Source organism: Stenotrophomonas sp. (genome assembly GCF_059505245.1).
Genome location: NZ_JCACKF010000037.1, coordinates 337,643 through 364,417 on the forward strand (window position 1 = coordinate 337,643; position 26,775 = coordinate 364,417).

Annotated in this window: 21 protein-coding genes; all 21 read left to right on the forward strand. The window is 68.2% G+C overall.

Features of this window, described 5'->3' with window-relative positions; genetic code table 11:
• Positions 1-265 precede the first annotated feature (265 nt).
• A complete protein-coding gene (locus AC5JLE_RS15015; RefSeq protein WP_032959421.1) occupies positions 266-2,398 on the forward strand; it encodes a putative bifunctional diguanylate cyclase/phosphodiesterase in 2,133 nt (710 codons plus the stop codon).
• Positions 2,399-2,604: 206 nt separating this feature from the next.
• The gene (flhB, locus tag AC5JLE_RS15020; RefSeq protein ID WP_046430444.1) at positions 2,605-3,735 is read left to right on the forward strand and encodes a flagellar biosynthesis protein FlhB; all 1,131 of its coding nucleotides are present in this window, start codon (positions 2,605-2,607) and stop codon (positions 3,733-3,735) included.
• Between the two features lie 44 nt (positions 3,736-3,779).
• Positions 3,780-5,840, forward strand: coding sequence for a flagellar biosynthesis protein FlhA (gene flhA, locus AC5JLE_RS15025; protein ID WP_153643679.1), 2,061 nt, complete (start codon positions 3,780-3,782; stop codon positions 5,838-5,840).
• Between the two features lie 145 nt (positions 5,841-5,985).
• Positions 5,986-7,602, forward strand: a complete 1,617-nt coding sequence (gene flhF / locus AC5JLE_RS15030; RefSeq protein WP_496065429.1) for a flagellar biosynthesis GTPase FlhF — start codon at positions 5,986-5,988, stop codon at positions 7,600-7,602.
• Positions 7,589-8,476 (forward strand): MinD/ParA family ATP-binding protein, encoded by an 888-nt coding sequence (locus AC5JLE_RS15035; RefSeq protein ID WP_005416424.1) that lies wholly within the window; start codon positions 7,589-7,591, stop codon positions 8,474-8,476. Before flhF ends, AC5JLE_RS15035 begins: the two co-directional genes overlap by 14 nt.
• Positions 8,473-9,219: an RNA polymerase sigma factor FliA gene (locus AC5JLE_RS15040; RefSeq protein ID WP_014647032.1), complete on the forward strand. Its 747-nt coding sequence runs from the start codon at positions 8,473-8,475 to the stop codon at positions 9,217-9,219. Before AC5JLE_RS15035 ends, AC5JLE_RS15040 begins: the two co-directional genes overlap by 4 nt.
• 57 nt (positions 9,220-9,276) lie before the next feature.
• Complete coding sequence (gene cheY / locus AC5JLE_RS15045) at positions 9,277-9,669, forward strand: chemotaxis response regulator CheY (RefSeq protein WP_005413247.1); 393 nt, start codon at positions 9,277-9,279, stop codon at positions 9,667-9,669.
• Complete coding sequence (locus AC5JLE_RS15050) at positions 9,669-10,274, forward strand: protein phosphatase CheZ (RefSeq protein WP_006442968.1); 606 nt, start codon at positions 9,669-9,671, stop codon at positions 10,272-10,274. The genes cheY and AC5JLE_RS15050 overlap by 1 nt, the downstream gene beginning before the upstream one ends.
• Before the next feature lie 2 nt (positions 10,275-10,276).
• Positions 10,277-12,121 carry a chemotaxis protein CheA gene (locus AC5JLE_RS15055; protein ID WP_496065430.1) on the forward strand — a complete coding sequence of 615 codons (1,845 nt, stop codon included), beginning with the start codon at positions 10,277-10,279 and terminating at the stop codon, positions 12,119-12,121.
• 90 nt (positions 12,122-12,211) lie between these two features.
• On the forward strand, positions 12,212-12,952 hold the full coding sequence (locus tag AC5JLE_RS15060; RefSeq protein ID WP_005409527.1) for a flagellar motor protein: 741 nt from the start codon (positions 12,212-12,214) through the stop codon (positions 12,950-12,952).
• Between the two features lies 1 nt (position 12,953).
• A complete protein-coding gene (gene motD, locus AC5JLE_RS15065) occupies positions 12,954-13,970 on the forward strand; it encodes a flagellar motor protein MotD (protein ID WP_496065431.1) in 1,017 nt (338 codons plus the stop codon).
• A gap of 4 nt (positions 13,971-13,974) precedes the next feature.
• Positions 13,975-14,757, forward strand: a complete 783-nt coding sequence (locus tag AC5JLE_RS15070) for a ParA family protein (protein ID WP_014647028.1) — start codon at positions 13,975-13,977, stop codon at positions 14,755-14,757.
• Positions 14,754-16,019 carry a chemotaxis protein CheW gene (locus tag AC5JLE_RS15075; RefSeq protein ID WP_142234676.1) on the forward strand — a complete coding sequence of 422 codons (1,266 nt, stop codon included), beginning with the start codon at positions 14,754-14,756 and terminating at the stop codon, positions 16,017-16,019. Before AC5JLE_RS15070 ends, AC5JLE_RS15075 begins: the two co-directional genes overlap by 4 nt.
• Before the next feature lie 285 nt (positions 16,020-16,304).
• Positions 16,305-16,613, forward strand: a complete 309-nt coding sequence (locus AC5JLE_RS15080; RefSeq protein ID WP_014647026.1) for an STAS domain-containing protein — start codon at positions 16,305-16,307, stop codon at positions 16,611-16,613.
• Entirely contained in the window at positions 16,610-16,975 is a 366-nt protein-coding gene (locus tag AC5JLE_RS15085; protein ID WP_005409521.1) for a response regulator, read from the forward strand. The genes AC5JLE_RS15080 and AC5JLE_RS15085 overlap by 4 nt, the downstream gene beginning before the upstream one ends.
• Positions 16,976-17,020: 45 nt before the next feature.
• On the forward strand, positions 17,021-19,009 hold the full coding sequence (locus AC5JLE_RS15090) for a chemotaxis protein CheA (protein ID WP_049418949.1): 1,989 nt from the start codon (positions 17,021-17,023) through the stop codon (positions 19,007-19,009).
• A gap of 368 nt (positions 19,010-19,377) precedes the next feature.
• Positions 19,378-21,627, forward strand: a complete 2,250-nt coding sequence (locus AC5JLE_RS15095; protein ID WP_496065432.1) for a methyl-accepting chemotaxis protein — start codon at positions 19,378-19,380, stop codon at positions 21,625-21,627.
• Positions 21,628-21,787: 160 nt separating this feature from the next.
• A complete protein-coding gene (locus tag AC5JLE_RS15100; RefSeq protein ID WP_164110424.1) occupies positions 21,788-22,561 on the forward strand; it encodes a flagellar brake protein in 774 nt (257 codons plus the stop codon).
• A 183-nt stretch (positions 22,562-22,744) separates the two neighbouring features.
• A complete protein-coding gene (locus tag AC5JLE_RS15105; protein WP_496065433.1) occupies positions 22,745-23,236 on the forward strand; it encodes a chemotaxis protein CheW in 492 nt (163 codons plus the stop codon).
• A 135-nt stretch (positions 23,237-23,371) separates the two neighbouring features.
• Complete coding sequence (locus AC5JLE_RS15110) at positions 23,372-23,755, forward strand: hypothetical protein (RefSeq protein ID WP_014647020.1); 384 nt, start codon at positions 23,372-23,374, stop codon at positions 23,753-23,755.
• 101 nt (positions 23,756-23,856) lie between these two features.
• Positions 23,857-26,232, forward strand: coding sequence for a methyl-accepting chemotaxis protein (locus AC5JLE_RS15115; RefSeq protein ID WP_496065434.1), 2,376 nt, complete (start codon positions 23,857-23,859; stop codon positions 26,230-26,232).
• The last annotated feature ends 543 nt before the right edge of the window (positions 26,233-26,775 follow it).

The following is a 26,775-nucleotide window of genomic DNA, read 5'->3' on the forward strand; positions in this document are numbered from 1 at the left end:
ACGTTCTACTGCTTGCCATGCATTTGTTTCTGTAGAGCCGAGCCCATGCTCGGCTGCCGCTCCTGCCGAAGGCAGCCGAGCATGGGCTCGGCTCTACAGGGGCGCAATTTCACGTATTGCCGCTTGAAGTCCCCCCCGGTCTGCGCGTTAGAGTGAATGCGCGGCAACCGGGGGGATGCCGCACATGGCCGGCGTCGTGCGTCGGCCTGCCTCATGCATGCCCCACCGTGGTTTCCGTCGACAGGCAGGTCCGGGAGACTGACGAATGCTGGTAGGCACGTACAACCCGTGGCTGGTGGCGATCTCGCTGCTGGTCGCCGTGATGGCTTCATACACCGCGCTGGCGATGGCCGGGCGCACGGTGACCGCACCGGGCAGGGGCGCGGCTTGGTGGTGGCGGCTGGGCGGCGGCTTCGCCATGGGCCTGGGCATCTGGTCGATGCATTTCATCGGCATGCTGGCTTTCGACCTGCCCATTCCATTGGGCTACGACCTTCCCATCACCCTGCTCTCGCTTGCGCTTGCCATCGCCTCATCGGTGTTCGCGCTGTGGCTGGTCTCGCTGCGCACCCTGCCCCACCCGCGATTGGCGGTCGGCGCCCTGCTGATGGGCACCGGCATCGCCGGCATGCATTACGTTGGCATGGCTGCAATGCGCATGCAGCCGGGCATCGACTACGACCCGGGCTGGCTGCTGTTCTCGCTGATGGTGGCGGTGGCTGCCTCCTGGACCGCGCTGTACGTGGCGTTCCGGCTGCGCGCCCAGCGCACCCGCATCGGTGATCGACTGGCGGCGGCGGGCCTGCTCGGCCTGGCCATCGTCGGCATGCATTACACCGGCATGGCCGCTGCGCGCTTCCCGGAAGGCAGCGTCTGCGGCGCGGCGGTCGGCGATGGCCTGCAGAACGAGTGGCTGGCGATGCTGGTGGTGGTGCTGACCGTGGCGATCCTGGCCGTGGTGCTGGTGGTCTCATGGCTGGACCAGCGCGTGGAAGCGCAACTGCTGCGGCTGCGCAATTCGATGCTGAGCACCTCGTTGACCGACGCGCAGCAGGAACTGACCCAGGCCGCGCTGCACGATCCGCTCACCCGCCTGCCCAACCGCCTGCTGCTGCAGCGGCGCATCGTGCAGGCACTGGCCGAGGCCGAACAGGGCGGCAACCGCTTCGCGGTGATGTTCATGGACCTGGACGGCTTCAAGCAGGTCAATGATGCCTACGGCCATCAGGCCGGTGATGCGCTGCTGGTGGCGGTGGCCGAACGCACCCGCCAGCTGCTGCGCCCGCACGATATGCTGGCACGGCTGGGCGGCGACGAGTTCGTGCTGGTGGTGCGCATCGAGCACGACGAGGACCTGCCGACCCTGGCCCGGCGCATCCTGCAGGCGGTGGGCAGCGGCCCGTTGCTGCCGGACAACGAACTGCAGGTGACCGCCAGCATCGGCGTGGCGATCTGCCCGGACCACGCCGCCAGCGAGCGCCAGCTGATGGCCTTCGCCGATGCGGCGATGTACCAGGCCAAGGAGTCCGGACGCAACGCCTTCGTGCTGTTCGCCGACTGGATGAACGACAGCGCCGAGCAGCAGTTCCGGCTGCTGGCCGACCTGCGCCGCGCCATCGGCAGCGAGCAGCTGTTCCTGCACTATCAGCCGAAGATCCGCGTGGCCACGCAGAAGGTGGCCGGCGCCGAAGCGCTGATCCGCTGGCGCCATCCGGAACACGGCCTGATTCCCCCCGACCGCTTCATCCGCCTGGCCGAGCGCAGCGGTGCGATCAACGAGATCGGGCGCTGGGCGCTGGACCAGGCCTGCCAGCAGCTGCGGCGCTGGCACGACGCCGGGCATGAAAGCTGGTCGATGTCGGTGAACCTGTCGCCGGTGCAGTTCAGTTCGCCGCACCTGCTGCAGGATGTGCGCGAGGTGATCGAGCGCCATGGCATTGCCCCGCGCCACCTGGTGCTGGAGATCACCGAAAGCACCGTCATGCGCGATACCGATACCAGTCTTCGCCTGCTGCAGGCGCTGTCGGCGCTGGGCGTGGGCATCTCCATCGATGATTTCGGAACCGGCTATTCCAGCCTGCTGTACCTGAAGCGGCTGCCGGCCACCGAGATCAAGATCGACCATGCGTTCGTGCGCGACCTGGAACACAGTGCCGAAGACGTGGTGATCGTCTCGGCGATCGTGGCGCTGGGCCATGCGCTGGACATGGACATCGTCGCCGAGGGCGTGGAGACCGCCGCGCAGCGCGCCTACCTGGAACGCCTGGGCTGCGACTTCCTGCAGGGATACCTGCTGGGCCGACCGGTCGACGCGGCGCGCTTCATGCAGCTGCACGACCTGCCGCGGCCGCGGGTGGAACTGGCGCAGAGCCCGCCGCCGCAATTCCCGCCCGGCTGACACCGGGCCACGCGCGCCCGCCATCACGGAGCGATTCCTGCGGCACCCTCCTGTAGAGCCGAGCCCATGCCCGGCTGTGCTTCGCGCCTGGCCCCAACCGCAGCCGAGCGTGGGCTCGGCTCTACAGAACGGGCCGTCGCTAGATCCACGCCATGCGTGGAACGGTTCTTGCACGCACCCCGGCACCTCCTGCCGCAGTGCCCGTGATGTCCGAGAACGAATCCGCCGGCGAAAAGACCGAACAACCGACAGAAAAACGCCTGCGCGACGCCCGTGAACAGGGCAACCTGCCGCGCTCGCGCGAACTTGGCACCGCCGCCGTGTTCGGCGCCGGCGTGCTGGCGGTGATGGCCATGAGCGGCTCGATCGGCCGTGGCGCCACGGCCTGGATGAAGCACGCGCTCAGCCCGGAACAGAGCCTGCGGCAGAACCCGAAGGAGCTGTTCGGCCACTTCGGCGACCTGCTGCTGCAGTTCATGCTGGTGATCGCACCGCTGGTGCTGGTCTGCCTGCTGGCCAGCTTCGTCGCCCCGCTGGTGATGGGCGGCCTGCGCTGGTCGCAGAAGGCGTTGCTGCCCGACATCAACCGCATGAACCCGATGAGCGGGCTCAAGCGCCTGTATGGCCCGGAGGCGATTGCCGAATTCACCAAATCGCTGCTGCGCGTGGCCTTCGTCGGCGTCGCCGCCGGGCTGGTGGTCTGGACCGGCTTCGACACCCTGCGCGGGCTGATCCACCACCCGCTGGAAACCGCCATCACCGATGGCCTGGGCTTCACCCTGCGCCTGTTGCTGGCCACCGCCGGCGCGATGCTGGTGCTGGCCGCCATCGATGCGCCGTACCAGCGCTGGAACTGGACGCGCAAGCTGAAGATGACCCGCGAGGAACTGCGCCGGGAAATGAAGGAAAGCGAGGGCAGCCCCGAGGTGAAGGGCCGCATCCGCCAGCTGCAGCAGCAGATGGCCAACCGCCGGATGATGGAGGCGGTGCCCACTGCCGACGTGGTGGTGGTCAACCCCACCCACTACGCGGTGGCCCTGAAGTACGAGGGCGGCGCCATGAACGCCCCCACCGTGGTCGCGCTGGGCGTGGACGAAACCGCCCTGCGCATCCGTGAAGTGGCCGACGGCAACAAGGTGGCGATCGTCTCCGCCCCGCCTTTGGCACGCGCCTTGTATCGGGAAGGCCAACTCGGAAAGGAAATCCCCGTGAGACTGTATTCGGCCGTCGCCCAGGTCCTGTCCTACGTCTACCAGCTGCGCGCCTGGCGCACTGGCCCGATGCCGGACGCCCCGCACATCCAGGTGGATGAATTCGGCAAGGGAGGCCGCCCGTGAGCGCCCAGCCCTCCGCCGGTTTCAACACCCGCCGCGCCCTGGAAATGATCCGCCAGGGCCTTGGCGCGCCGCTGATCGTGCTGGCCCTGCTGGCCATGGTCGTGGTGCCGCTGGCCGCGCCGGTGCTCGATGCGCTGTTCACCTTCAACATCGCCATCTCGCTGATGGTGCTGCTGGCGGTGGTCTACGTGAAGCGCCCGCTGGACTTCACCATCTTCCCGATCGTGCTGCTGATCACCACCATGCTGCGGCTGGCGCTGAACGTGGCCTCCACCCGTGTGATCCTGCTGAACGGCCAGAACGGCCATGATGCCGCGGGCAAGGTCATCGCCGCCTTCGGTGAATTCGTGATCGGCGGCAACTACGCGGTCGGCATCGTGGTGTTCGCGATCCTGACCATCATCAATTTCGTGGTCATTACCAAGGGTGCCGGCCGCGTTTCGGAAGTGACCGCGCGCTTCATCCTGGACGCGATGCCCGGCAAGCAGATGGCGATCGACGCCGACCTCAACGCCGGTTTGCTGACGCGTGAAGAAGCCAAGCTGCGCCGCGAGGAAGTGCGTGAGGAAGCCGACTTCTACGGTGCGATGGACGGCGCCAGCAAGTTCATCCGCGGCGATGCCATTGCCGGCATCCTGATCCTGTTCATCAACATGCTCGGCGGCCTGGCCGTGGGCGTGCTGCAGCATGGCATGCCGTTCGGCGAAGCCGCCGCCACCTACACCCTGCTGTCGATCGGTGACGGCCTGGTAGCGCAGCTGCCGGCCCTGCTGGTCTCCAGCGCCGTGGCCATGCTGGTTACCCGCGCCTCGCGCTCGCAGGACATGGCCCAGGCCATGACCGGCCAGGTGTTCGGCCAGTACCGTGCGCTGGCGATCACCGCCGGCATCATCGGCGTGGTCGGCCTGGTGCCGGGCATGCCCAACGTCGCTTTCCTGACGCTGGCCGCGATCCTCGGCTTCATCGCCTGGAAGCTGTACCGCAAGGGCAAGGCGCCGGCTGCCGATGCGGCAGGCGGTGGCACCGATGCCGCCGCACTCAACGCACTCGGCCGCCCGGCCGCACCGGCACCGACTGCCGAACTGAGCTGGGACGAACTGCGCCCGGTCGATCCGCTGGGCCTGGAGGTCGGCTACCGGCTGATCCCGCTGGTGGACAGCAACCAGGGCGGCGAACTGATGGCGCGCATCAAGGGCGTGCGCCGCAAGCTGACCCAGGATGTCGGCTTCCTGATCCCGTCGGTGCACATCCGCGACAACCTGGAACTGCCGGCCAACGGCTACCGCGTGCTGGTGCACGGCGTGCCGGTGGCCACCGCCGAGATCCACCCCGACCGCGAGCTGGCGCTGGACCCGGGCAGCGCGCTCGGCGCGCTGGAAGGCATCGCCGGCAAGGACCCCGCGTTCGGCCTGGACGCCACCTGGATCCAGCCGCACCAGCGCGCCCAGGCCGAAACGCTGGGCTACACCGTGGTCGATCCGGCGACCGTGGTCGCCACCCATCTGTCGCACCTGATCCGTGAGCACGCGCCGGAACTGCTCGGCCACGAAGAAGTGCAGCACCTGCTGGCCAACCTGGCCAAGAGCGCGCCCAAGCTCGTCGAAGATCTGACGCCGAAGGCGTTGCCGCTGTCGGCGGTGGTGCGCGTGCTGCAGAACCTGCTGGTCGAGCGCATTCCGATCCGCCAGCTGCGCAAGATCGCCGAGGCACTGGTCGAACATGCGCCCAGCAGCCAGGACCCGGCCGTGCTGACCGCCGCTGTTCGCACCGCACTGGGCCGCTTCATCGTGCAGGAGATCGCCGGAATGTCGGCGGAGCTGCCGGTGTTCACCCTCAATCCGCAATTGGAACGTGTCTTGCAGGAGTCCACGCAGGGCAACGGCGCCGCGCTGGAACCCGGACTCGCTGAGCGACTGCACCAGAGCCTGGCCGAATGTGTCAGCAAGCAGGAAGCCCGCAACGAGCCCGCGGTCGTGCTGGTACCTGGCCCGGTGCGCGCCGCGCTGGCCCGCCTGGTCCGCCACAGCGTTCCGTCGCTGTCGGTCCTGGCCTACAGCGAGGTGCCGGAGGACAAGCGCCTGAAGCTGGTCGGAACGATCAGCTGACGCCGCCCTGCGATGCGCCAGAAAACAGACACCACTTTCGAACCAACGCAACAGACAGATACCAAGGGGAACCCGCACCGTGCAGACCACCGACCACCCGAGTTCTCCGACCGCCACCCCGCCGTCTTCGCCCCGTGACCACAGCATGAAAATCAAACGATTCGTCGCCGCCGACATGCGCTCGGCCATGAACCTGGTGCGCAAGGAACATGGTCCTGACGCCGTGATCCTGTCCAACCGCCGGATCGAGGAAGGCATCGAGATCGTCGCCGCCGCCAACTACGACGAGAGCGCCGTGCAGCGTGCACTGGAAGCCTCGCGCCGTGACGTCGCACCGCCGCCGGCACCCAAGCCGCGCACCGCCGCCGACGCGGTGATCGCCGCCGTCACCCGCCGCCGCAGCAGCACCCCGGCGCCGGAACCGGTCGCGGCCACCACCTCGGCAGTGGCCGCCCTCGCCCGCGCCGCCGTCGGTGCCACCGGCCGCACCCTGGACAGCGCCGACGAGATCGTGCCGACCCGGGGCAGCACCGGCTTCGCCGCCACCCTGGCCCGCGCCGCCGTCAACGAACCGGCACCGCCGGATCAGACCTTCGCGCCGTTCGCCGAGGCCATCGTTGCACCGGCCGCCACCGTGCCGGCCAACCGCGCGCGCTTCCAGATCGACCCGCCGCACGAGGCGCATCACGAAAGCGTGGCCCCGACCGTGCTGCCGCCGCCGCTGCCGACCGCTGCCGTGATCGACGCGCAGCCCGGGATCGCCGCCAGCGAACCGGCAGCGGTCGAAGCCGCTATCGAGGCCAGCCCGGCCCCCATGCTGGCCCCGGCACCGACGCTGACCGTGGTTGCCCAGGACGACGCCGAGATCCGCCAGCTGCGCCAGGAAGTGGCCGGCATGCGCCAGGTGATCGAGCGCGAGATGAACCGCTTCACCGACGAGCGCCTGCGTGGCAGCCCGGTGCGCGCCACCGCGCTGGACCTGATGGACGAGTACGGTTTCGACGCCGGGCTGGCCCGCGACGTGGCCATGCAGATCCCGCTGGAGACCGAAGCCCATCGTGGCCGCGGCCTGATGCTGGGGCTGATCTCGCGCAAGCTGCCGATCGCCCCGGTCGACCCGCTGGAGGAAGGCGGCGTGATCGCGCTGGTCGGCCCGACCGGCGCCGGCAAGACCACCACCATCGCCAAGCTGGCCTCGCGCTTCGCCGAGAAGCACGCCCCGCGTGACGTCGCCCTGGTCACCACCGACACCACCCGCATCGGCGCCCGTGAACAGCTGTATGGCTACGGCCGCCAGCTCGGCATCGCCGTGCACGAGGCCAACAGCGGCACCGACCTGGACCAGCTGCTGGAACGCTTGAAGGACTACAAGCTGGTGCTGATCGATACCGCCGGCCTGGGCCCGCGCGACCGTGCCCTGGCCGCCCAGCTGCAGTGGCTGCGCGCCGCGCGCCAGGTGCGCACCCTGCTGGTGCTGCCGGCCAACACCAGCTTCGGCGACATGGACGAGGTGGTGCGCCGCTTCGGTGCGGCCAACCTGCAGGGCCTGGTGCTGAGCAAGCTGGACGAGACCGGCCGCTTCGGCAACGCCCTGTCGGTGGCCGTGGACCACGCCCTGCCGATCACCTGGGTGACCGATGGCCAGGACGTCCCGGAGGACCTGCACCGGGCCAGTGCAGCCAATCTTGTACTTCGCCTTGAAGATTTGCGCCGAGCGGCCGATATGCCCTGCAACCCGGAGTTGAACCATGCCGTCGCGTGAGTACGCCAAGCTGACCAAGACCTTCCCGCTGTCGGCCACCCGCAGCGAGCCGCTCGGCCCTGTGCGCACCATTGCCGTGACCGGCGGCAAGGGCGGCGTGGGCAAGACGAATGTGTCCGCCAACCTGGCGGTGGCGCTGGCCGGCATGGGCAAGCGCACGCTGCTGCTGGACGCCGACCTGGGCCTGGCCAACATCGACGTGATCCTGGGCTTGAACCCCACCTTTACGCTGGCCGACCTGGTGGCCGGCCGCTGCTCGCTGGATGACGTCATCGTCGAAGGCCCGAACGGCGTGCTGGTGGTCCCGGCCGCTTCCGGCCGCCGGCACATGGCCGAGCTGGCCCCGGCCGAGCATGTCGGCCTGGTCAACGTGTTCTCCGAACTGGAACGCGAGCTGGACATCATGGTGGTCGATACCGCCGCCGGCATCACCGACGGCGTGCTGACCTTCTGCCAGGCCGCGCAGGACACCGTGGTGGTGGTCTGTGACGAACCGGCCTCGATCACCGACGCCTACGCACTGATCAAGGTGCTGTCGCGCGAGCGCGGCGTGGACCGCATCCAGGTGGTGGCCAACATGGTGCGCGACCCGAACGAGGGCCGCGTGCTGTACGAGAAGCTGACCCGCGTCTGCGAGAAGTTCCTCGCCGATGTCTCGCTGAACTACCTGGGCTGCGTGCCGCAGGATGACTGGCTGCGCCTGTCGGTGCAGCGCCAGCAGCCGGTGGTGAAGGCCTATCCGTCCAGCCCGTCGGCGCTGGCGATCACCGAGATCGCACGCCGCACCGCGCGCTGGCAGGCACCGACCGAACCGCGCGGTGGCGTCGAGTTCTTCCTCGAACGCATCCTCAAGCAGCGTGGGGTGGCCGCATGAAAGGCGCAGCCCACCAGTACAGGGAAGTCCAGCGCTCGGCGGCCAACGAGGTCATCGCCCAGCATTCGGACCTGGTGCGACGCATCGCCCACCACCTGGCCGCGCGCCTGCCGGCCAGCGTCGAAGTCGATGATCTGATCCAGGCCGGCATGATGGGCCTGATCGAAGCCTCGCGCAGCTACGACGCCGACCAGGGCGCCTCGTTCGAGACCTATGCCTCGATCCGCATCCGCGGCTCGATGATCGACGAGATCCGCCGTGGCGACTGGGTGCCGCGCTCGGTGCACCGCCGTGCACGCGACGCCGCCGCCACCATCCGCCGCCTGGAACAGAGCACGGGCCGTGCCGCCAGCGCCACCGAAGTGGCCGCCGCGATGGAGATGCCGCTGCCCGAGTACCTGAGGCTGATGGAAGACGCCGCACGTGGCCAGGTGCTGAGCCTGGAGTCGCGCATCGAAGACCAGGGCGAACTGGATACCGTCGCCCAGGGCGGCCCGACCCCGCAGCAGGTGCTGGAGCGCGGCGAGTTCGGTCGCGAGCTGGGCAAGGCCATCGGCCACCTGCCCGAGCGCGAACAGCTGGTGCTCTCGCTGTACTACGAGCAGGAGCTGAACCTGAAGGAGATCGGCGCGGTGCTCGGCGTGAGCGAGTCGCGGGTCTGCCAGATCCATGGCCAGGCCGTGCTGCGCCTGCGCGGCCGCCTGAAGATCTTCGAGGCCGTCGACGCCGGCCTGGAAGAATGAACATCCCCGAGGCGACTGCCCCCGGCCGCCCGGAATGAACAACAAAGGAACTCTGCTTTGAACAAGAACATGCGCATCCTCATCGTCGACGACTTCTCGACCATGCGTCGAATCGTCAAGAACCTGCTGGGCGATCTGGGCTTCACCAACACCGCCGAAGCCGAGGACGGGCATGCCGCACTGTCGCTGCTGCAGAGCCAGCCCTTCGATTTCGTGGTCACCGACTGGAACATGCCGGTGATGACCGGCATCGAACTGCTCAAGGCGATCCGTGCCGACGCCAAGCTGAAGACCCTGCCAGTGCTGATGGTCACCGCCGAAGCCAAGCGCGAGCAGATCATCGAAGCGGCCCAGAACGGCGTGAACGGCTACATCATCAAGCCCTTCACCGCGCAGACGCTGGAAGAGAAGCTGGGCAAGATCTTCGAACGCCTGGCGGCCAGCGCCTGATGGATACCACGGTCGACAAGAACGCCCTCGCCCTGCGCCTGCAGGAAGCCCTGGATGCCCTGGAGTCCGGTGACGAAGCCGCCTGGCGGCAACGCATCGACGGACTGGTCGCGCTGCGCACGCAGCCGATGATGAGCGGCCTCTCGCGGCTGGCCCGCGAGCTGGGGCAGGCCCTGGGCGAACTGCCGACCGTGCCCAGCGAGGCCGGCGAACTGGACGATGCGTGCGCACGCCTGGACCACGTGGTGGCGATGACCGAACAGGCCACCCACCGCACCCTGGACCTGGCCGAGGAATGCCGCAGCCTGACCGAGCAGCTGCGCGCCGAAGGCCTGCAGCCAGGCCAGGACGCGCAGCTCGAGCGCATCCGCCACAACCTGACCGAGATCGCCCTGACCCAGAGCTACCAGGACCTGACCGGGCAGATCATCCGTCGCGTGGTCGGCATCGTCCGCCGCGTGCATGAAGGCTTCGGCGCGCTCGGCCTGCCGCCGGAACAGCATCGCACCGACCCGGAACTGGCCGGGCCGGCACTGAAGGGACTGGACCGCCACGCGGTCTCGCAGAACGACGCCGACGACCTGTTGTCGGATCTGGGGCTGTAAGCATGAGCGCGGTATCCGACGACATCACTGCCGATTTCATCATCGAGGCACAGGAAATCCTGGATCGCCTCGGCGAACAGCTGGTGTCGCTGGAGCAGGCACCGCAGGACACCGAACAGCTCAACGCGGTGTTCCGGGGCTACCACACGCTCAAGGGCGGCGCGGGTTTCCTCGGTGTCACCGCCATGGTCGAGCTGTGCCACGCCGCTGAAGAAGCGCTGGGCGCTGCACGTGCCGGCCAGGCCGTGCTGCAGGCCCATCACTTCGACGCCGCCCAGCAATCGCTGGACTACCTGCAGTCGATGCTCGATGCCGTGTCTTCCGGCACCGAGCCGGGCTATGCACCGCCGGACCTGATCGCCCAGTTCGACGTGCATGGAGGTGCAGCAGCGCCTGCCGCCGCTGCCGCCGCACCGACGGCCGGTGCCGGCGACCTGATCACCGACGACGAGTTCGAGGCGCTGCTCGACCAGCTGCACGGTGGCAACGCACCGACTGCGGTGGCGCCGGCAAAGAAGGCCGACGACGGCCTGATCAGCGAAGATGAGTTCGAAGCCCTGCTCGACCAGCTGCACGGCGGCGCCGCACCCGGCGCCAGGCCCGCGGCTGCGGTGGCGCCGGCACCGATCGCCGCCCCGCGCCCGGCCGCCGCACCGGCACCGGTGGCCAAGCCGGCCGCCAAGCCGCTGGCCGAAGCCGAACACACCGTGCGCGTGGACACCAAGCGCCTGGATGCGATCGTCAACCTGATCGGCGAACTGGTGCTGTCGCGCAACCGGCTCAAGACCCTGCGTGCGCGCCTGCGCGACGAGGAGCTGGACCGCGCCGTGTCCACCCTGGACATCGCCACCGCGCGCCTGCAGTCGGCGGTGATGCGCACCCGCATGCAGCCGGTGGGCAAGGTATTCTCGCGCTTCCCCAAGGTCGCCCGCGACGTCGCCCGCTCGCTGAAGAAGGAAGTGGACCTGGAGCTGATCGGCGCGGAGACCGAGCTCGACCGCAACCTGGTCGAAGCGCTGGCCGACCCGCTGGTGCACCTGGTCCGCAACGCCATCGACCATGGCGTGGAAATGCCCGACCTGCGCGAAGCGCAGGGCAAGCCGCGCATGGGCCATGTGCGGTTGTCGGCGCAGCAGGAAGGTGACTACGTCAGCATCGAGGTGCAGGACGATGGCGCCGGCATCGATCCGGAAAAGCTGCGCGCGAAGGCACGCGAGAAGGGCCTGATCGATCCGGAAGCCGCCGCCCGCCTGAGCAGCGAGGAGTGCCTGCACCTGGTGTTCCTGCCCGGCTTCTCGACCAAGCAGCAGGTCACGGATATTTCCGGACGCGGCGTCGGCATGGACGTGGTGCAGTCGCGCATCCGCGAACTCAGCGGGCAGATCCAGATCCAGTCGGAGCTGGGCCGCGGCAGCCGCTTCCTGATCCGCGTACCGCTGACCCTGGCGATCCTGCCGACCCTGCTGGTGCAGGCCGGCGAGGACGTCTATGCGCTGCCGCTGGCGCGCGTGATGGAGGTGCTGCACGCGCCGCCCACCTCGCTGGGCTGGTTCGATGGCCGTGCCGTGCTCGACCGCCGTTCGCACACGCTGCCGCTGGTCGATCTGCGGCATTGGCTGGATGTGACGCCGGCCGCATCGACCCTGCTGACCATCGTGGTGCTGCAGGCCGGCGAAGCGCGCTTCGGCCTGGTCGTGGACCAGGTCCGTGGGCGCGAGGAAGTGGTCATCAAGCCACTGCCGAAGGCCCTGCGCGGCCTGCGCGGTTACGCCGGTGCAACCTTGATCGGCGATGGTCGCATGGCGCTGATCCTGGATGTGGATGGCCTGCGCAGCCCGCACGACTGATCCGCTTGCTGAACCCGTAAAACCGTGAAGTCGCACCAGTAGCCCGTACCGGTGTCTCAAGTCCCATTCATACAAGCCGATACCGGATCCATGGATAGACTCAGCCTCATTGGACTCTTTCTCGCCCTGGCCTCGCTGGTCGGTGGCAGCATCCTCAAGGGCGCCGGCCTGGCGTCGTTGTGGTCGCCTGCGGCGTTCGTGATCGTCATCGTCGGCACCGTTGCCGCGATCCTGCTGCACACCTCGCCGGCGGTGTTCAAGCATGCGTTCAAGATCGTGCGCTGGGTCGTGCGCCCGCCGCACAGCGATCGCCGCGAACTGATCCAGCAGATCGTCGAGTGGAGCAACATCGCCCGCCGCCAGGGCCTGCTCGGCCTGGAATCGCAGGTGGAAGCGCAGCAGGACCCGTTCCTGCGCAAGGGCCTGCAGCTGCTGGTGGACGGTGTCGAGCCCGAATCGATGCGGCACATGCTGGAAATCGAACTGGGCAGCCAGGAACACCAGGACCAGGCCGGCGCCAAGGTGTTCGAAGCGATGGGCATCTACGCACCGACGCTCGGCATCATCGGCGCCGTGCTGGGCCTGATCGCGGTGATGAAGAACCTGGCCGATCCGAGCAAGCTCGGCCACGGCATCGCTGCGGCGTTCACCGCCACGATCTACGGCATCGCCTCGGCCAACCTGCTGTTCCTGCCGATCGCCGCCAAGCTCAAGAGCGTGATCTCGCACAACACGCGCGACCGCGAAATGGTCATCGAAGGCCTGATCTCGATCGCCCAGGGCGAGAACCCGCGCAACATCGAAACCAACCTCTCCGGCTTCCTGCACTGACATGGCCCGCCGCAAGCACCACGAAGAGCACGCCAACCACGAAGCATGGGCGATCCCCTATGCCGACCTGATGACGCTGCTGCTCGCCTTCTTCGTGGTCATGTACGCGATCTCGTCGGTGAACGAGGGCAAGTACCGGATCATGGCTGACGCGCTCACCGATGCCTTCGGTGGCGCGCCGCGCACGATCAATCCGGTGCAGGTGGGCAACAAGCAGGTGCAGGGTGGCGGCTGGGACAGCCCGTCGGTGATCAAGTCCGGCACCAAGATCGGACCGTCCGCGCCGGCGCCCTCGCACGACCCGACGCTGCTGCCGTCGATGGCCTCGCAGATGCGCATGCCGGTGTCGGTGCACAACCAGGAGCAGATCGCGCGCGCCGAGCGCCAGCTCAACAGCATCGCCGACCGCCTCACCGCCGCACTGGCGCCGTTGATCGACCGCGGCATGATCAGCGTGCGCCGCACCGAGCTGTGGATCGAAGTCGAGATCAACAGCGACATCCTGTTCCCGACCGGCTCGGCCGCGCTGGACGTGCATGCGCGGCAGACCCTGGCCAGCCTGGCCGAGGTGCTGCGCGACGTGCCCAACAGCGTGCGCGTGGAAGGGCACACCGACAACGTGCCGATCGCCACCGCCACCTTCCCCTCGAACTGGGAGCTGTCGGCCGGACGCGCCGCCAGCGTGGTGCATCTGTTCGCCGACCAGGGCGTGCAGCCGTCGCGGCTGGCGATGGTCGGCTATGGCCAGTTCCGCCCTCGCGAAGAGAACGACAGCGCCCAGGGCCGCAACCGCAACCGTCGGGTGATGGTCATCATCCTGGCCGACACCTCGCATTCGGTGGACCCGCTCGGCCAGCGCCTGAACGCAGCCACCGGCGCCACCGGCAGCACCGTCACCGAACAGGCCGCCGCAACGCCGGCCAGCACCCCCACCTCCCCCATCGCACCGGTGACGTTGCCACCGGTGCCGGCTGGCAGCCGCGTCGGCGCCGCCGTTCCCCCGGCAATGAAGGAGTAATCCGATGCGCATCTGGGCAGTCGCCAACCAGAAGGGCGGAGTCGGCAAGACCACCACCACCCTCGCCCTCGGCCGCGGCCTGGCCGCGCTCGGCCATCGCGTGCTGCTGATCGACCTCGATCCGCATGCTTCGCTCAGCCGCGCCTTCGGCGTGCCGGTGGACCCGCCGCCGGCCGGCGTGCTGGAGCTGTTCGGCGCACCGCCGGCGGACCTGTCCGGCCTGTGCCATGCCAGCAACATCCAGGGCCTGGACTACGTCTGCGCGCAGTCCGCGCTGGCCACGCTGGAACGCCGTAGCGCCAACCAACCCGGCCTCGGCCTGGCCCTGCAGAACGCGCTGGCGCGCCACCAGGGCCAGCACGACTACATCCTGCTGGACTGCGCACCGACGCTCGGCCTGCTGATGATCAACGCACTGGCTGCCGCCGATCGCCTGATCATTCCGACCCAGGCCGAGCCGCTGGCGCTGCACGGCCTGGATGGCATGGTCCGCACCGGCGAGATGGTCGAGCGTTCGCGCCGCCGGCCGCTGCCGATCTCGATCCTGCCAACCCTGTTCGACCGTCGCACCCGCGCCGGCAACGAATCGCTGCGCACCATGCAGGACCGGCATGGCAGCCGCGTCTGGGAAGATGCGATTCCGATCGACACCCGCATCAGCAACGCCGCCGGGCTGACCCTGCCGAGCGTCGGCGAAGACTACCCGGGGCGTGGCCTGGCTGCCTACCGGCGCGCCTTGAACTGGATCCTCGGCGAGGATGCCCGCGCCCTGGAGCAGGCCGCATGAACAGCACCGGCATCCTCGACGACTACCTGGACGAACTGCTGGGCGAGGCGATCGCCCCGGCCGCCGCTCCCCTCCCCGCGCCGATCAGCACCGCCCCGGCCACGGCCACCGAAGCCGCCGCCGAACGCGAACCCACCTGGGATGACCTGCCGGCCGAGGTGATCTACGAAACCGAAACCGAGAGCGTTGCCGCTGCCCCTGCCGTGGACAATGCCGCACTGGAAGCCGCTTTCGATGCCGCGTCCGCGCCCGTCAGCGTGATCGATGCCGAACGCGAACCCACGTGGGACGACCTGCCCGCTGAAGTGGTCAACGAAACGGATGCCGTCGTCGCGGCCCCGGCCGAGGATGAGGCTGCACTGGAGGCCGCCTTCGAGGCCGCCGCCGCGCCGGCCAGCGCCGGGTCCACCGAACGCGAGCCGACCTGGGATGACCTGCCCGACGAGGTCATCCACGAAACCGCGCCGGCGCCCGCTGCGGCCGCTGCGAACACCGGCCCGGAACCCACCTGGGACGATCTGCCGGACGAAGTGATCTACGAGACCGACCCGGCGGACAGCCATCGTCTCGCCCACACCGACAGCCCCGGCCTGCAGGCCGCCTTCGAGGCGGCCGCTGGTGGCGAAGACGTGCCTGCGCCGCCGCCCGCCGTGGTCGCAGCGCCGGTGCCCCCCCCGGCGACACGCCCTGCACCGGCCCCGGCCGCACGCGCCGGCACGCCGCCGCCGCGCGTCGCCGTCGATGCACCCGCAGGCAACCGCCCCGGCACCTGGCAGGAGCTGCAGGCGCAGGCCCACCAACCGGCCCGCAGCCCGCATCCGCAGAACCGTCGTGCCGGTGAACGCACCTCGCGCTGGCTGCGCCTGCGCTGTGGCACCCAGGCCTATGCGCTGGAACTGCTGAAGGTCCAGGAGGTCGTGCTGCCGGTGCCGCTGCTGCCGTTGCGCGGCACCGCTGCCGCCATGCTGGGCATCATGAACCTGCGCGGCCAGGTGGTCCCGGTGATGGACCTGGGCCTGCACCTGGGCGCGGCTGCCGCCGAGGACGACGCCCAGACCCGCATCGTGGTGCTGGAAGAAGACGGCGAGACCATCGGCCTGCGCGTGTCGGCAGTGGAAGATGTCGCCAACCTCACCGATTCACAGATCGAACCTCCCGATACCGCACGCATCTGCCAGATTTCCAACGACCTGTTCCGCGGCGTGGCCCGGGTCAGCCAGCGCCCGATGATCCTGCTGGACGCCACACGGCTGTTGAGCTGACCCCCAAAAAGGGGACGGAGGGGATTAAGTCGCAAGTGGCTCGGCGCTTGGCGCCGAAGCGGTGCCTGTCGGGGACGCAAGGAGTTGATCCGTTGGATCAACACCTTATGTCCCCACCGCGCAGTCGCCGTTAGCCGAGGGGCTGCAGTAGAGCCAGGTCGCTTGCGACTTAATCCCCTCCGTCCCCTTTTCAACAGCGACCGCATCGACGCACCGCGTCGATTCTTCTAAAGAACCCCACCGGGGTGCCGTTATGGATCACGGAACCGTTTGTCCGGAGCAACGATGAGCACTGTCGAACTGGGTGGGGATCTCGGCATCGAGAGCACTACCGAGCTCAAGAACCGCCTTGCCCCCCTGGTGGAGCAGGCAGGCGAGCTGACCCTGGATGCCAGCCAGGTCGCCCGCATCCACACGGCCGCCGTGCAGGTGCTGTGTGCGTTCGTGCAGGCCCGCCGCGAGGCAGGCCTGGGCACCGGCTTCCACGGTTGCACTGCAACCTTCCGTGACGCCGCGCGCCTGCTGGGCGTCACCCAGGCCCTCGGCCTGGACGTAACCCATGACAACCTGAAATCTGTGGAGAACGCTGCATGAGCGCACGTATCTTGGTGGTGGACGATTCGGCGTCGATGCGCCAGATGGTGTCCTTCGCCCTCACCTCGGCCGGTTTTGCCGTCGAAGAAGCTGAAGACGGCGCGGTCGCGCTCGGTCGCGCCAAGGGCCAGCGCTTCAATGCGGTGGTTACCGACGTCAACATGCCGAACATGGATGGCATCGCGCTGATCCGCGAACTGCGCCAGCTGCCGGACTACAAGTTCACCCCGCTGCTGATGCTGACCACCGAATCTGCCGCCGACAAGAAGTCCGAAGGCAAGGCCGCTGGCGCTACGGGTTGGCTGGTCAAGCCGTTCAATCCCGAACAGCTGGTCGCCACCGTGCAGAAAGTGCTGGGCTGATCGCCCCGCACCGCTCCCCCTCTTCGCTTCCGGACCACCACTGCCATGAGCATGGACCTGCAACGCTTCCACGCCACCTTCTTCGAGGAGAGCCGCGAAGGCCTCGACGCGATGGAGGCTGGCCTGCTGGCCCTGGAATCGGGGCAGCAGGACGCGGAGATCATCAATTCGGTGTTCCGCGCTGCCCATTCGATCAAGGGCGGCGCCGGCACCTTCGGCTTCGACGCGATCGCCGGCCTGACCCACGTGCTGGAAACGCTGCTCGATGAGCTGCGCGCCGGCAAGCGGGCACTGGAAGGCCACGCCGTCGACGCCATGCTGTCTTCGGTGGACGTGCTGCGCGCCCTGCTGCGCGAAGCCGAACATGGCCAGGCTGCCGATCCGGCTGCCGTCGCTGCGGTGAAGGCACGCCTGGAAGCGGTTCTGTCCGGCCAGGCCGCAGCGAGCGCCCCGGCGACCGCCGCAGCCAAGGTGGACGATACGCCGGAAGCCTGGCAGATCGGCTTCACCCCGGCGCCGTCGCTGTTCATGAGCGGCAACGACCCGCTGCGCATCATCCGCGAACTGGAACACCTCGGTTCGCTGCAGGTCGCCGCGCGCATGGACCGCCTGCCGGGCTTCGCGCAGCTCGATCCGCTCGAAGCCCACCTGGCGTGGGACCTGGGTCTGGTCGGCAAGGTGCCGCGCAGCAAGATCGAAGACACCTTCGCGTGGGTACTGGACGACTGCGAGCTGGACATCCGTCCGGCCGCACCGCCGAGCCTGGCCACCCAGGCGCCGGCCGCGGCTGCTCCCGCTCCGGCGGCAGCGTCGCTGTCGGCACCCGCCGCGCCTGCCGCCAGCGGTGGCGCCAGCCAGGAAGCGGAAACCTCCATCCGCGTCAGCGTCGACAAGGTCGACGCGCTGATCAACCTGGTCGGCGAACTGGTCATCACCCAGGCCATGCTCAAGCAGGTCTCGCATGCGCTGGACCCGGTCCACGCCGAGAGCCTGTTCGCTGGCCTGGACCAGCTTGAACGCAACACCCGCGACCTGCAGGAAGCGGTGATCGGCGTGCGCATGCTGCCGGTCGATGCGGTGTTCCGTCGCTTCCCGCGCCTGGTCCGCGACCTGTCCAGCCGCCTCGGCAAGCAGGTGCGGCTGCGCACCGTCGGCGAAGGTACCGAGCTGGACAAGGGCCTGATCGAGAAGATCGCCGATCCGCTGGTGCATCTGGTGCGCAACTCGATCGACCACGGCCTGGAAATGCCCGACGTGCGCCGCGGTGCAGGCAAGGACGAAACCGGCACGATCACCCTGGCGGCCTCGCACCAGGGCGGCCACATCGTCATCGAAGTCAGCGACGACGGTCGCGGCCTGGACCGCGCCAAGATCCTGGCCAAGGCCACCGAGCGCGGCCTGGCGGTGCCGGACAACCCGACCGATTCGCAGGTCTGGGACCTGATCTTCCAGCCCGGCTTTTCCACGGCCGATGCGGTCACTGACCTGTCCGGTCGTGGCGTCGGCATGGACGTGGTCCGCCGCAACATCCAGGCGTTGGGGGGCGAGGTGCAGATTGAAAGCAGCCTCGGCGCTGGCACCCGCACGCTGATCCGCCTGCCGCTCACCCTGGCCATCCTCGATGGCATGACCGTGGCGGTAGCCGGTGAAACCCTGATCCTGCCGTTGGCCTATGTGCTTGAGGCGTTGCAGCCGCAAGCCGAGGACATCCGCAGCATGGCCGGCGAAGGCCGCGTGCTGCGCGTGCGCGGTGAATACCTGCCGATCCTGTCGCTGAGCGAGTACTACGGCTACGGCAACCGTGCACCCGGCAGCGAATCGCTGGTGGTGGTGGTCGAAGGCGATGGCCAGAAGATCGCCCTGGAAGTGGACGAACTGGTCGGCCAGCAGCAGGTGGTGGTGAAGAACATCGAGAACAACTACCGCCGCATCGGCGGGGTGTCCGGTGCGACCATTCTCGGCGACGGCCGCGTCGCATTGATCGTCGACATCGGCGGGCTGGTGCGTTCACTGCGGATGCCGCAGGCCGCCTGATCCACACTGCATGCGTGTACTGGACCGCCGCCCTTCGGGGCGGCGGTTTTTGTTTGCGCGCTCTGCCAAGGGGGTCGGATCCCTTTCCGCAGGAAAGGGATCCGACCCCATCCCTTCTGTGAACTCCGTCGCCATGATGGTTGCGGGCGCAACTACTTCATCCAAGCGAAAGCACGCCGCTGCAACGCTTTCGCGCTGTCATCCCTACGCAACCGAATGTGATCTGCGTCCATAAAGTCCACGCGGACGGCGCCGTTATTTCGCAATGACGGCCGTCACCGAACCCCACCGGGCACCACCGTTCGCTCTGCAACCACCCCCAAACCGGCGCACAGACGCCGGCACTCTGCCCACCTGGAGCACCCTGCATGAAGTGGTTCCAAGATCTGCCCATCGCCCGCAAGCTGGCCGTGGGGTTCACCCTTACCACCCTGATGACCCTGGTCCTCGGCGCGTTCGCCCTGCTGCGACTGAGCGAAGCCAACGCGCAGCTGCGCGAGATGGCCGGCAACGATATCCCCTCGGTCCAGCACCTGGGCGAGGCGCGCTCGCAGCTCGGTGAGTTCCGCACCTACGAACTGGCCCAGCTGAGCATGCTCGACCAGCCGGAGAAGGTCGCCGACTACAACAAGCGCATGGACGATACCGCCAAGGCCGTACATGACGAACTGGCGGCGTACGCGGCGCTGCCGGCGCTGGACAAGGAGCGCGAACTGTATCGCGCCGCCAGCACCCAGCTGGATCGCTACTTCGCCGCCAACAAGGCGATGCGCGACGCCGTGGCCGCCGGTGATGGCACGCAGGCCCAGCAGATCTCCGATGAGCAGTCACGCCCGGCGCGCCGCGACCTGTTCGCTGCGATGAAGGCACTGGGCACCCACATCGCCGGGCAGATGGACGGCAAGATCGCCGACGCCAACGCCACCCATCGCACCAGCATGATCGCCATCATCGGCTGCATCGTGCTGCTGTCGCTGGTGGCCGCCGCGCTGGCCATCGTCATCTCGCGCGCCGTTACTGGCCCGCTGGGCAAGGCCGTGCATGCCATCCAGGCGGTTGCCCGCGGCGACCTCAGCGTCAGCACCCAGGCCACCAGCAAGGACGAAGCCGGCAGGATGCTGGCCGCCACGACCGAGATGACCGCAATGCTCCGCCGCTTCAGCGAGCAGACCCAGCTGATGGCACAGATGCACGCGGGACCGGACATCAGCCATCGCATTCCGGAAGATTTCCCGGGTGTCTATGGCCAGCTGGCCGGAGGCATCAATACGGTGATCTTCGAGCACCTGGATGCGATCCGCGATGCCATCGACGTGCTCAACCAGTACGCCATCGGCAATCTCACCCCGGATGCACGCCGCCTGCCCGGCAGCCGCGCGATCCTGCACGAATCGATGGACGCGGCCAAGGCCAGCCTGCTGGCGATCAATTCGCAGATCCAGCAGCTGGCCGCGGCGGCCGCTGCCGGTGACTTCAGCCAGCGCGGCGACGCACAGCGTTTCCAGCATGACTTCAAGCTGATGATCGAGCATCTCAACACAATGATGCAGGTGGCCGACGGCAACCTCGGCCAGCTCTCGCAGCTGCTGCAGTCGATCGCCGCCGGCGACCTGACCGCGCGCATGGAAGGCCAGTTCAATGGCGTGTTCGGGCGCATGCGGGATGATGCCAACACCACCGTTGCACAGCTGACCCAGATCGTCGGCCAGATCCAGGCCAGCGCCTCCAGCATCACCCTGGCCGCCGGCGAGATCGCCTCCGGCAACAGCGACCTGTCGCGCCGCACCGAGCAGCAGGCCGCCAACCTGGAAGAAACCGCCGCCTCGATGGAGGAACTGACCTCCACCGTGCGCCAGAACGCCGAGCACGCACGCCAGGCCAACCAGCTCGCCATCGGCGCGCACGGTGTCGCCTCGCAGGGCGGTGACGTGGTCGGCCAGGTGGTCACCACCATGTCGGCCATCGAAGCCTCGTCGAAGAAGATCGCCGAGATCATCTCGGTCATCGACGGCATTGCCTTCCAGACCAACATCCTGGCGCTGAATGCCGCAGTGGAAGCCGCCCGTGCCGGCGAACAGGGCCGCGGCTTTGCCGTGGTCGCCAGCGAAGTGCGCACCCTTGCCCAGCGCTCGGCCGCCGCCGCCAAGGAGATCAAGGGCCTGATCGACGACTCGGTCGGCAAGGTCAACGACGGCTCGGCGCTGGTGCACAAGGCCGGCGCGACCATGGGCGAGATCGTCGCCTCGGTGCAGCGCGTGACCGACATCATGGCCGAGATCTCTGCGGCCTCGCAGGAACAGTCGGCGGGCATCGAGCAGGTCAACCAGACCGTGGTGCAGATGGACGAAACCACCCAGCAGAATGCTGCGCTGGTGGAAGAAGCCACTGCTGCGGCGCGCGCGATGGAAGACCAGGCCGTGCAGTTGGGTGAAGCCGTGGCCCGCTTCCGGCTGGCATCGCAGGGCACGATGGCCATCCCGGCACGCCCGCTGGCCGCACCGGTACCGCGACAGCTCGCAGCCGCCGCGCCTGCGGCAAAGCCGGCCCCGGCACGTGCGCTGCGCACGGCAACGGCCCAGCCGGCGCTGGCCGCCGACGGCGACTGGCAGGAATTCTGACAGAACCACGGGGTCAGATCCCTTTCCTGCGGGAAAGGGATCTGACCCCTTACGCGTGGAAAGTGATGCAAATCCCACTTCATAATCCGGTGCAGAGGCCGATATCCCCATCGAGCCTCGCGCCAATGCGTGCTGGCGCCCGCCCCTGACCGTAGATTCCATGTCCGACGGCAACGACACTGCAGTGCATGATGTCCACGCGGCCGATGCCGCGGACGAACGATTCCTGGTCCGCAACCCGCGCCAGCTGCGCCAGCTGCTGCGCTCGCTGATCGACCAGCGATCGCTGATCAACGCCCATATCGACGGCCGCGACCGTTCCTTCCCGACCGCCCTGCTCGACCTCGACGAAGACGAGGACTTCCTGCTGCTCGATGGCAGCCCACAGGAAGCCTCCAACCGCGCCGCCGAACAGGCCGATCACCTGCTGTGCTTCGCCCAGCTCGAACGCGTGCTGGTACGGTTCCGGCTGCACGAACTGCAGCGCGTGGACAACGACGGCCATGTGGCCTTCCGTGCGCCGCTGCCTGACGAACTGGTGCACCTGCAGCGCCGCGAGCTGTACCGGCTGGAGACGCCGGTCACCGACTCGCCCCACCTGCTGCTGCCGCCTGGCGAAGCGCGGGCCGAAGCGCTGTCGATGCGGGTGGTGGACATCAGCGGTGGCGGCCTGGCCGTGGTGGTGCCCAATGACTGCGCGGTGTTTGGTCTGCAGAGGCGCTATCCGGCGCAGCTGTCGCTGCCGGACGGCCCCGACCTGGATATCGAACTGGTGGTCTGCAACCTGCTGCCGCAGCGTCAGCCCAATGGCATCGAGGTCAAGCGCGTGGGGATGCGCTTTGAATGTCTGCCACGCGGCGCCGACAGCGCCATCCAGCGCTACATCTTCCGCATCGACCGCCAGCGCAAGGCCCGCCGCAACGGCGAGCTCTGAGGCCGTCCGACCGGTAGTGCCGGCCGCCGGCCGGCAACCCTGGAACGCGTGCCGGGGTCAGATCCCTTTTCCCTGAAAAGGGATCTGACCCCATCCACGGCACTGCCCGGCACCTAAAGTCCCCCCCGGCGGGGCCGATATCGAGCCTGACACCGGGACTTCCGGCAGAACCAGGACCCCTCGATGAACGACATGACCAGCTCCGCCGCCAGCGCCGGTGGCGAATTCCTCAGCTTCACCCTTGGTGACGAGCACTATGGCGTGGACATCCTCAAGGTGCAGGAAATCCGCGGCTACGACGCCGTCACCCGCGTGCCGGACGCCCCGGACTACATCAAGGGCGTGATCAACCTGCGCGGCACCATCGTCCCGGTCATCGACCTGCGCCTGAAGCTGCGCCTGGACAACGCCCGCTACGATGCCTTCACCGTGATGATCGTGCTGAACGTGGAAGACCGCGTGGTCGGCATCGTCGTCGACAGCGTCTCCGACGTGATCCCCCTGTCGGCCGAGCAGATCCGCCCGACCCCGGAATTCGGCGCGGCCGTCGACACCCGTTTCATCTCCGGCATCGGTACCCACGACGATCGCATGCTGATCCTGCTGGACATCGAGACCCTGCTCGACAGCGCCGACATGGGCCAGGCCAACCTCGCCGAAGACGTCGCTGCCTGAGCAAACGGAACTGCTTCACGTTCCAGTCACAAAACCCTTCAGTTCCCTTCGGCGGTGCCGATAGGGGGACAGAAGCCGGTCGCGCAGGAGCGCACAGGACCGGCCCGATCGTTACCATCCCCGGAGATACCCTCGATGAAGTCCCTGTTTGCGTTCGTCTCGGCCGCTGTCCTGGCCACCACCGCCGCCTCCGCTTTCGCCCAGTCGGCCGACATGATCCCGCCGGAAATGGCGCCGCGTTCGGTCGGCAAGGACGGCATGGTCTGTGGCAAGGTCGAAAAGGCCCGTTACGCAGAAGGCTCCGAAGGCCAGCCGACCTTCCTGTACATGGGCGGCGCCTTCCCGCGCCACACCTTCTCGGCGCGTATCGCCGGCGAGAACCGCGGCAAGTTCTCCTTCCCGCTGGAAACCCTGGAAGGCAAGACCGTGTGCGTGATCGGCAAGATCCAGCGCGACGCCTCGCGTGCGGAAATCGAAGTCAGCTCGCCGGCCGGGCTGAAGCTGGCCAACATCAAGTAATCCGCCGTTCGTCGGACCACGCCGGGCCTGGTCCTGGCGTGGTTTCTGCTGCAACCGGGCCCGATGCCCGGGCGCGTCTGCCTTAGGAGCTCGCAACGCCCATGCCGTGGATCAACAACCTGAAACTGATGCCGAAACTGCTGCTGACCTTCGGCGTCCTCCTGCTGGTGATGCTGCTGCAGGGCATCGTCGCCTATCGCGGCCTGCATTCGCTGAACAACGTGACCACCGAGCTGGCCGGTTCACGCATGGAGAGCATCCGCATGGCCGGCGAGATGCGCGGCATGCTGGGCGAGTACCGCAATGCCGCCTACCAGCAGCTGATCCGCGCCAGCGATGACGTCAAGTCCGATGCGCGCAAGCAGGGCGTCGACCTGCGCGCCAGCATGGACAAGTCGATCAAGGAGTATCCGAAGCTGGTCGACAACCCGCAGCAGAAGAAGCTGTTCGACGCCTTCGCCAAGGAATGGAAGGACGCCCTGGCATCCTATGACAGCGTCACCGAGATGCTGGAACTGGACCTGCCGGACGACGCCATCGATACCTTCGTCGGCGAAACCCGCACCAAGCACCGCAAGGCCGCCTCCGCGCTGGAGGCGCTGATCGCCGAAGACAACCGCCTCGCCCGCGCCTCGCGCGAAGAGGCCGCATCCACCTACTCCGCCTCGGCCGTGCTGACCGTGATCGCCCTGCTGGGCGGCGCCGCGCTCGGCCTGGTGCTGGTGTGGCTGTTTGCCCGCGCCCTGGTCGGCAGCGTGCGTGGCGCCGTCTCGGTGGCCAACGACGTGGCCGGCGGCAAGCTCGATGGCCACATCGACGTCAGCCGCCAGGATGAAGTGGGCGAACTGATGCAGGCCATGCAGCGCATGCAGCGCGACCTGCGCGAGCGCATCGAGACCGACCAGGCCATCGCCCGCGAGAACCTGCGCATCCGTACCGCGCTGGACTACAGCTCGACCGGCGTCTACCTGACCGACACCAGCAACACCATCGTCTACAGCAACCGCGCCCTGCAGCAGACCCTGAGCCAGTACCAGGACGAACTGCGCCGCGACCTGCCGGACTTCGATGCGCAGGCTTCGCTGATCGGCAAGCCGGTCACCGTGCTCGAACACCGCGGCGAGATGGACCAGACCCTGCTGGGCAACCTGAAGGCACACGGCGTCGCCCGTCGCCCGATGCAGTACGGCGATGCCCAGTTCGCCCAGGTGGTCTCGACCATCCGCAATGAAGGCGGCGACACCGTCGGCTACGTGGTGGAATGGCGCGACCGTACCCAGGAAGCGCAGGTCGAAGCCGAAGTGGCCCGCGTGATCGCCCAGGCCGCCGCTGGCGACCTGTCCGGCCGCATCGATGCCAGCGACAAGGAAGGCTTCTTCCTGCAGCTGGCCCAGCAGATCAACGGCCTGCTGGACGCCAATGCCGGCAGCATCGAGCAGATCTCCGGCCTGCTGGCCGCGCTGTCGCAGGGCGACCTGACCGTGCGCATGCACGGCGATTACCAGGGCGTGTTCGCCCGGATGCGCGACGACGCCAACGCCACCGCCGCGCAGCTGAGCGAGATCGTCACCCGCATCAAGCAGTCCAGCCGCGCGATCAGTTCGGCGGCCGGCGAGATTGCTTCGGGCAACAGCGACCTGTCGCGCCGCACCGAACAGCAGGCCGCCAACCTGGAGGAAACCGCTGCCTCGATGGAGGAACTGACCTCCACCGTGCGCCAGAACGCCGAGCACGCACGCCAGGCCAACCAGCTCGCCATCGGCGCGCACGGTGTCGCCTCGCAGGGCGGTGACGTGGTCGGCCAGGTGGTCACCACCATGTCGGCCATCGAAGCCTCGTCGAAGAAGATCGCCGAGATCATCTCGGTCATCGACGGCATTGCCTTCCAGACCAACATCCTGGCGCTGAATGCCGCAGTGGAAGCCGCCCGTGCCGGCGAACAGGGCCGCGGCTTTGCCGTGGTCGCCAGCGAAGTGCGCACCCTTGCCCAGCGCTCGGCCGCCGCCGCCAAGGAGATCAAGGGCCTGATCGACGACTCGGTCGGCAAGGTCAACGACGGCTCGGCGCTGGTGCACAAGGCCGGCGCGACCATGGGCGAGATCGTCGCCTCGGTGCAGCGCGTGACCGACATCATGGCCGAGATCTCTGCGGCCTCGCAGGAACAGTCGGCGGGCATCGAGCAGGTCAACCAGACCGTGGTGCAGATGGACGAAACCACGCAGCAGAACGCCGCGCTGGTGGAAGAAGCCACCGCCGCCGCACGTGCGATGGAAGAACAGGCCGGCCACCTCAGCGAGGCCGTGTCGATCTTCGTGGTGGACGAAGCCGAGGTCGTCGCCGCCCCGCGCGTCACCGCCCCGGCGCCGCGCGCCGCTGCACCGGCTGCCCCGGCCCCGACTGCCCCGCCGGCCCGCCGCACGGCGGGTGGTCGCCCGATGGCCACCGAACTGGCCGACGGGGACTGGCAGGAGTTCTGATGCCTGCCTGATCTGATGTACGAGAACGCCCTGGCCCTGTGCTGGGGCGTTTTTGTTTACGGGGTATCTGATTATCCAGCCAACGGCGAAGCCCCTCGGGGTGGTCGGTCGAAGTGCTGGGCTGCTGAGGGCAGGCCGGGAGGATGGGTTGCGCAGGGGACGCTGCAAGTACGTCTCTGTAAGCTGGTCGCCGCTTGCACGTGTGCACTGTCCTGCGCACACGGCAAGACCGGGGTTGGGCGTCCTGCCCAACCCGCCCGAGGCATGCCTCGGGCCCATGCCGCGGACACCCCTGCGCAACCCACCCTCCCGGCCACGGACACTTTCCGTGCGCGTCCACACCGGATTGAAAAAAGAAGAGCAAGAGCAACAGCCGCACCGCATCCGGGGTCAGATCCGTTTTCCGCAGGAAAACGGATCTGACCCCTCTTTCCACCTGGAAACCCAATGCTCTTGCCGTCCGACACCGAAATGCCGGGAGGGCTGGGTGGGGGGGGGGGGGGGGGGGGGGGGGGGGGGGGGGTGGGGGGGGGGGGGGGGGGG